The organism is Pseudoalteromonas sp. S554, from assembly GCF_005930865.1.
Lineage (GTDB): Bacteria > Pseudomonadota > Gammaproteobacteria > Enterobacterales > Alteromonadaceae > Pseudoalteromonas > Pseudoalteromonas marina.
The window spans coordinates 407427-413891 of the sequence record NZ_PNDV01000001.1; the positions used below are offsets into that span (position 1 = coordinate 407427).

General features: G+C 42.1%; 5 protein-coding genes. All 5 read left to right on the forward strand.

All coding sequences use genetic code 11. From position 1 onward, the window contains the following. A complete protein-coding gene (locus CWB65_RS01775; protein WP_006793480.1) occupies positions 1–528 on the forward strand; it encodes a MotA/TolQ/ExbB proton channel family protein in 528 nt (175 codons plus the stop codon). Positions 529–578: 50 nt separating this feature from the next. After that, on the forward strand, positions 579–989 hold the full coding sequence (locus CWB65_RS01780) for an ExbD/TolR family protein (protein ID WP_006793481.1): 411 nt from the start codon (positions 579–581) through the stop codon (positions 987–989). Between the two features lie 9 nt (positions 990–998). Further along, the gene (locus tag CWB65_RS01785; RefSeq protein ID WP_006793482.1) at positions 999–1604 is read left to right on the forward strand and encodes an energy transducer TonB; all 606 of its coding nucleotides are present in this window, start codon (positions 999–1001) and stop codon (positions 1602–1604) included. A gap of 30 nt (positions 1605–1634) precedes the next feature. Next, positions 1635–2963 (forward strand): tetratricopeptide repeat protein, encoded by a 1329-nt coding sequence (locus CWB65_RS01790; RefSeq protein ID WP_138739729.1) that lies wholly within the window; start codon positions 1635–1637, stop codon positions 2961–2963. Between the two features lie 308 nt (positions 2964–3271). After that, a partial coding sequence (locus tag CWB65_RS01795) for a beta-helix domain-containing protein (protein ID WP_138739730.1) occupies positions 3272–6465 on the forward strand: 3194 nt, incomplete at its 3' end.

The following is a 6465-nucleotide window of genomic DNA, read 5'->3' on the forward strand; positions in this document are numbered from 1 at the left end:
ATGGTGCTATTGATTGACTCAATCAATGCTATCCGTGATTTTCTCGACACCGGTGGCCAAGTCCTCTTGGTCATTGGGGTGTTAATCTTCGCGATGTGGTTATTGATACTCGAGCGATTTATATACTTTTTCAACGGGTTTCGCGGATACAAAAATAGCATTAAAGGAACATGGTCAACGCGTAACGAACGCAATAGTTGGAATGCTGAGCAAATACGCCAAGCTATGATTTCGCGAGCAAGTATGCGTTTAAATGCAAACCTTCCGCTTATCAATGTCATGGTGGCTTTGTGTCCACTACTTGGGTTGCTTGGCACAGTAACGGGCATGATTGAAGTGTTTGATGTAATGGCTATAACAGGCACCGGGAGTGCGCGTTCAATGGCGTCAGGTGTATCTAAAGCCACAATCCCGACAATGGCGGGTATGGTAGGGGCGTTATCTGGTGTATTTGCCTCAACGTACTTACAACGTAAAGCCAAACGTGAAGTAGAACTACTTGAAGATAGCATGTTGCTAGATCACTAAATAAGTTTTATGAGCGGCTAAACATACCCGCTCATATCAGGAGAATAAAAATGAGAGCGCCTTTAGGTAATTTAATGCAAGAAGATGAAGCTGAAGAAATAAACATGACACCCATGCTAGATGTTGTATTTATTATGCTTATCTTCTTTATTGTAACAGCTTCATTTGTTAAAGAAGCAGGTATTGACGTAAACCGCCCAGAAGCCGCAACTGCGGTTAAAAAAGAAAGAGCCAATATCTTAGTTGCTATTTCAGATAAGGGTGAAATTTGGATTAACAAACGCCAAATAGATGTTCGCGCAGTGCAGGCGAATATTGAACGCTTAAAAGCTGAAAACCCACAAGGTAGCGTTGTAATTCAAGCTGATAAAAAAGCAACCACCGATACGTTAATTAAAGTAATGGATGCCGCACGCGCTGCAGGTGTGTTTGATGTGTCAATTGCGGCTCAAGAAGCGTAAGGGTAAGTAATGCGTTATTTAGTAGCATTAATTGTTGCCGGTGTAGTCACGTTTATGCTGTTTTTGGGCATGCAAGCACTTATAACCGGCGGTGAAGGGGCAATGAGCGAACCAGCTAAAGGTAATGTTCTTGATTTTGTTCGTTTGAAAAAAGAAGAAAGTGTTCAAAAGAAAGAGCGTAAACCACAAAAGCCACCTACGCCAAAAGAGCCGCCACCACCAATGGAATCGCCACAAATGCAAAGTAGTGATGCTAATGCCAACGCTAACAACTTTGACTTTGGTGCTAATGTTGACGCCGAAGTGAACCTGGCGGGTGGATTAGCACTGGAAACGAGCGATGGCGAATATTTACCCATTGTAAAAGTTGCACCAGTTTATCCGCGTCGAGCGCTATCGCGCGGTATTGAAGGGTATGTGATTGTTGAATTTACTGTAACAAAGCAAGGTACCGTTCGCGACCCGCAAGTATTAAAAGCAGAGCCTGAGTCGTTATTTGATCGGGCTGCAATGGACGCTGCTCTTAAATTTAAATATAAACCGCGTGTTGTCAACGGTGAAGCTGTTGAAGTAGCGGGTGTTCAGAACAAAATATCTTTTCAAATTGGCGGATAGTAGCTAACTAGAAAAGACCGTGAGGCGATTATGAAATTATTAACCAAAACTAAACTTTTAAAAGTAACACTACTTTGTACCACTGCGATAGGGTTCAGTATTGTTACACCCAGTGCACTAACGTTGTTACCTGGCGTATCAATAGCAAGTGCTCAAGCGGCGCAGGAGCAAAAAACAAAACGCGTTCCTGCGCTTCGTGAAAAAGTATACAGCCAACTGGCTCGCGCACAAAAATTGGCAGACGATGGCGATGTAAAAGCCGGGCTTGAAGCGCTCGATAGCATTAATGAACGTTCTTCAAGTATGAATTCTTACGAAATAGCCATGATGCATAATTTTTACGGGTTCATTTACTACAATCAAAATGACCTACCAAAAGCGATAGCTTCATTTGAACGCGTTGTGGCAGAAGAAGGGATCCCTGAAACATTGCGTTTAAGCACCACTTTTAGTTTAGCGCAGCTTGCTATGGCAAACAGCGATTACGATAAAGTCATTGCCTTTTTGGATAACTGGGATGAAATTAACACTCAGCCAATACCTGAAGGGTATTACTTACTTCGTGCACAAACGTATTACCAGTTAAAAGACTATAAGCAAGGCCTAGACTACATCACTAAAGTTATTTCATTAAGTGATGACGAAGGTAAAACCCCAAAAGAAAACTGGCTTGTATTACAGCGCGCTATGTTTTATTCACTAAATCAGACTAACAAAGTGGTTGAAGTGCTTGAACGCATGGTTAAGCTTTATGATAAACCAGAGTACTGGGTACAGCTTTCGGGTATGTATGGTGAAACAGGGCAAGAGAAGAAGCAATTAGCTGTTATTGAAGCTGCCTATCAGCAAGGTTTTTTAACATCAAGAGCCGACTTACGCCAACTTGCTCAAGTTTACTTATACAATGGACTTGCTTTTAAAGCGGCAGAAGTTATGAGTAAAGCAATAGATAATGGCATTGCCGAAAAAACAGCTAAAAACTATGCGTTTGTTGCCGAGGCGATGATCCAAGCAAAAGAAGATGAAAAATCGATAGAGTATTTTGTTAAAGCCGCCGATTTATCAGAACATGGGCAATACGATCAGCGTTTAGCTGAGGTGTATGTTAATACAGAGCACTATGAAGATGCTGCCGACTCAGCTCGTAAAGCGCTTGATAAAGGGGGACTTGATTTTGAGTCAAATGCCTTTGTTGCACTGGGTATGGCGCAGTACAATTTGCAAAATTTCGATGCGTCTATTTTAGCGTTTGAACAAGCTGAAAAACACAAAAAATCACAGCGTTTGGCTAAGCAATGGATTAAGTATGTTAAACGTGAAAAAGTACATGCTGAAACGTTAAGAACCGCTCTGCTTTAAATTTTAAAACAACAAGTCACTACTTCGTTGGTGCTTGTAATATCAATTTCATATTCGCACTACGCAAGCCGACTCAATTATTATTGAGTCGGCTTTTTTTATTGCTGTAGCAATTAAGTTGTTGAATTTTAATAATATAGTTTTGTCATGTTATGTTTATTAAAGTGTAACTCCAGTGTCATATAGCTCCCGTAAGGTAAGCCCTGCTGATAACTCAAGTGACCTTAACGCATTATTAAGTGCTTTAAAGTGACTTGAGTTTTTATAAAGCGCTAACAAAATAATTAAATACTTTAACGGAGTGAACAATGAAATTATCTGACTTATTCAAAGTTAGTTTGATTGCAACTGCAGTATCTTTAGCGGGTTGTGGTGGTGACTTAGTAGTATCTGAAGGCGACACAACAATTAACGAAGGCGATACAATAACAAACGTTGTTGAAGGCGGCTCAGACACAGGCGGTGAAACGTCATCTCGTGATGATTCACAAAACGGCACAACTGGTTTCCCTACCACTATTGATAACGCATTTGTACAAGGCTTAGCCACAGACGTATCAAGCGAATTTCCGGAAATTACTGATAAGCCAGTGTATCGTTTAACAGCAGATACAACGTTCACTACCGATGCAACACTTACAAACGACGCGCATTGGATTGTAAATGGTCGTACAGCAGTAGGTAATGACCGTGCAGATAACGCAAAGCTTTATATTCAACAAGGCACAATAATTATTGGTGAATCTGGCGATGACTTTTTAGTCGTTCGTCGTGGTTCACAGCTTGAGTCGGTTGGTACGGTAAGTCAGCCAATTACTATGACCTCTATTCAAGATGTAACGGGTGGTGAAACAGCCATTGGTCAATGGGGTGGTTTAGTATTACTAGGTAATGCACCTGCTAACTCATGTGGCGACCAACAAGGTGAAGCAACAGCCGATGAGCTAGCTAACTGTGGTGTCTCTGCTGAAGGTGACGCCGGCCAGTTTGGTGGCGATGTTGCAGATGATAACTCAGGTACATTAAAGTACTTAATCGTTAAGCAAGCAGGTAAAACTCTGGGTAATGGCGATGAGCTAAACGGTATTTCGTTTGCCGGTGTGGGTTCTGCAACAACTGTTGATTACATTCAAGTACACGAAAACCTTGATGACGGTATCGAGTTTTTTGGTGGTACAGTTGATGTAAGCAATGTTGTATTAACCAGCATTGGTGATGATTCACTTGACTGGTCGTTCGGTTGGACAGGCTCTGCAACTAACGTATACATTCAACAAGCTGCAAACGTGGGTGATAATGCGATTGAAGCAGATAACTCTGAGTTTGATTCAAGTGCAACACCACTTACAATGCCAACCGTTTCAAACGTAACAATTGTAGGTGCTGAAGGTAACAACGGTATTCGTTTACGTGCAGGCACTGCGGGCGCATTAAGCAATGTATTCGTAACGGGCCCAGCTACTTATGAAAATTGTTTACGTGTGGGTTCAGACTCTGTACCACGCGCAGAAGACGGTTCATTAACTATCACTAATTCAGTTGTTGCATGTCAAACAACAGCTAACAACTTTGGTAGTGAAGCGATTAATGGCGGCGATGTTAAATCATGGTTTGAAGCTCAAGACGGCAACCAAACGCTAACTCCCGCAGATTTAATGCTTGATGATAATGGTTACACACCACTGCCGGGTTCACCGCTTATTGCCAATGGGCAAATTGGTGCATTTAATGGTACAACTAACTGGATGGAAGGTTGGACAGTAGGTATTAATGGTGGCTTCCCAACAGATATTTCAAATGCATTGGAGCAGGGTTTAGCGACCAATGTATCAAGTGAATTTCCACAAATTACCGATAAGCCTATTTACCGTTTAACACAAGATACTACATTTACAGCCGATGTAACGCTTACAAACGATGCACATTGGATTTTAAATGGCCGTACTGCGGTAGGTAACGATCGCGCAGATGCAACTACACTTTACGTTCAAGCGGGCACTACGCTTATCGGTGAAACTGGTGACGATTTCTTAGTTGTACGCCGTGGTTCACAAATTAACGCTAATGGTAATGCAACAGCACCTATCACTATGACATCTATTCAAGATGTAACGGGTGGCGAAACAAATATTGGTCAATGGGGTGGTTTAGTATTACTTGGTAATGCACCTGCTAACTCATGTGGCGACCAACAAGGTGAGACTACACCAGAAGAGCTCGCTAACTGTGGTGTATCGGCAGAAGGTGATGCAGGTCAGTTTGGTGGTGATATCAGCGATGATAACTCAGGTGTTCTTCGTTACATTGTTGTAAAACATGCGGGTAAAACACTGGGTAATGGCGATGAACTAAACGGTATTTCGTTTGCTGGTGTAGGTTCACAAACTAAGGTTGAATATATCCAGGTTCACCAAAACCTAGACGACGGTGTAGAGTTTTTTGGTGGTACAGTAAATGTACGTAACATTGTACTGACTGATATTGGCGATGACGCATTTGACTGGTCGTTTGGTTGGACAGGTCGTGCACAAAATATCTACATTCAACAAAGTGCTGTTGAGGGCGATAATGCCATTGAAGCCGATAACTCTGAATTTGATTCAAATGCAACGCCATTGACTAAGCCACTTATTTCTAACGTAACTATTGTAGGTGCAGATGGTACTAACGGTGTTCGTTTACGTGCTGGTACAGCGGGTGTGCTTCGTAATGTTGTTATCACTGGCCCAGATGGGTATTCAAACTGTTTACGTGTAGGTTCTAACTCGGTAGCTAATGCAGAATCGGGTGATCTTTCTATTGAAAACTCAGTAGTAGCCTGTAATGAAGATAATAACTTCGGTAGCGAAGCGATTGCTGGTGGTAACGTTCAATCGTGGTTTGAAGGCCAAACAGGCAACCAAACACTTACGGCTACAAACCTAAGCTTAGCAACTGATGGATATACACCTAAGTCGAGTTCACCTTTACTAGGTGCTGGTGTTGATACCTCTGGCCTTGATTCGTTCTTCACTAAAACCGATTACATTGGTGCGTTTGACGGTGATAATAACTGGATGGAAGGGTGGACCGTTGCTACTAAACCTAGCTTCCCAACAGATATTCAAAACGCATTAGAGCAAGGGTTAGCAACAGATGTGTCTGCAAGTTTCCCAGCTATTACCGATAAGCCTGTTTATCAGTTAAATTCAGATGTGGTATTCACAGCTGATGTAACACTAACAAATGATGCACATTGGATTTTAAAAGGACGTACAGCTGTTGGTAATGACCGAGCAGATAACACAACATTGTATGTTCAGTTTGGTACAACATTAATTGGTGAATCGGGCGATGACTTTTTAGTTGTTCGTCGTGGTTCAAAAATTGAGGCCGTAGGCACAGCAACTCAGCCAATCACCATGACGTCTATTCAAGATGTAACGGGTGGCGAAACAACGATTGGTCAATGGGGCGGCTTAGTATTATTAGGTAATGCACCGGCTAACTCATGTGGCGACCA

Excerpts from the sequence above, each read along its gene's own strand:
- CWB65_RS01775 (WP_006793480.1), top strand. The coding sequence starts at position 1 with ATGGTGCTATTGATTGACTCAATCAATGCTATCCGTGATTTTCTCGAC.
- CWB65_RS01785 (WP_006793482.1), top strand. The coding sequence starts at position 999 with ATGCGTTATTTAGTAGCATTAATTGTTGCCGGTGTAGTCACGTTTATG.
- CWB65_RS01780 (WP_006793481.1), top strand. The coding sequence starts at position 579 with ATGAGAGCGCCTTTAGGTAATTTAATGCAAGAAGATGAAGCTGAAGAA.
- CWB65_RS01790 (WP_138739729.1), top strand. The coding sequence starts at position 1,635 with ATGAAATTATTAACCAAAACTAAACTTTTAAAAGTAACACTACTTTGT.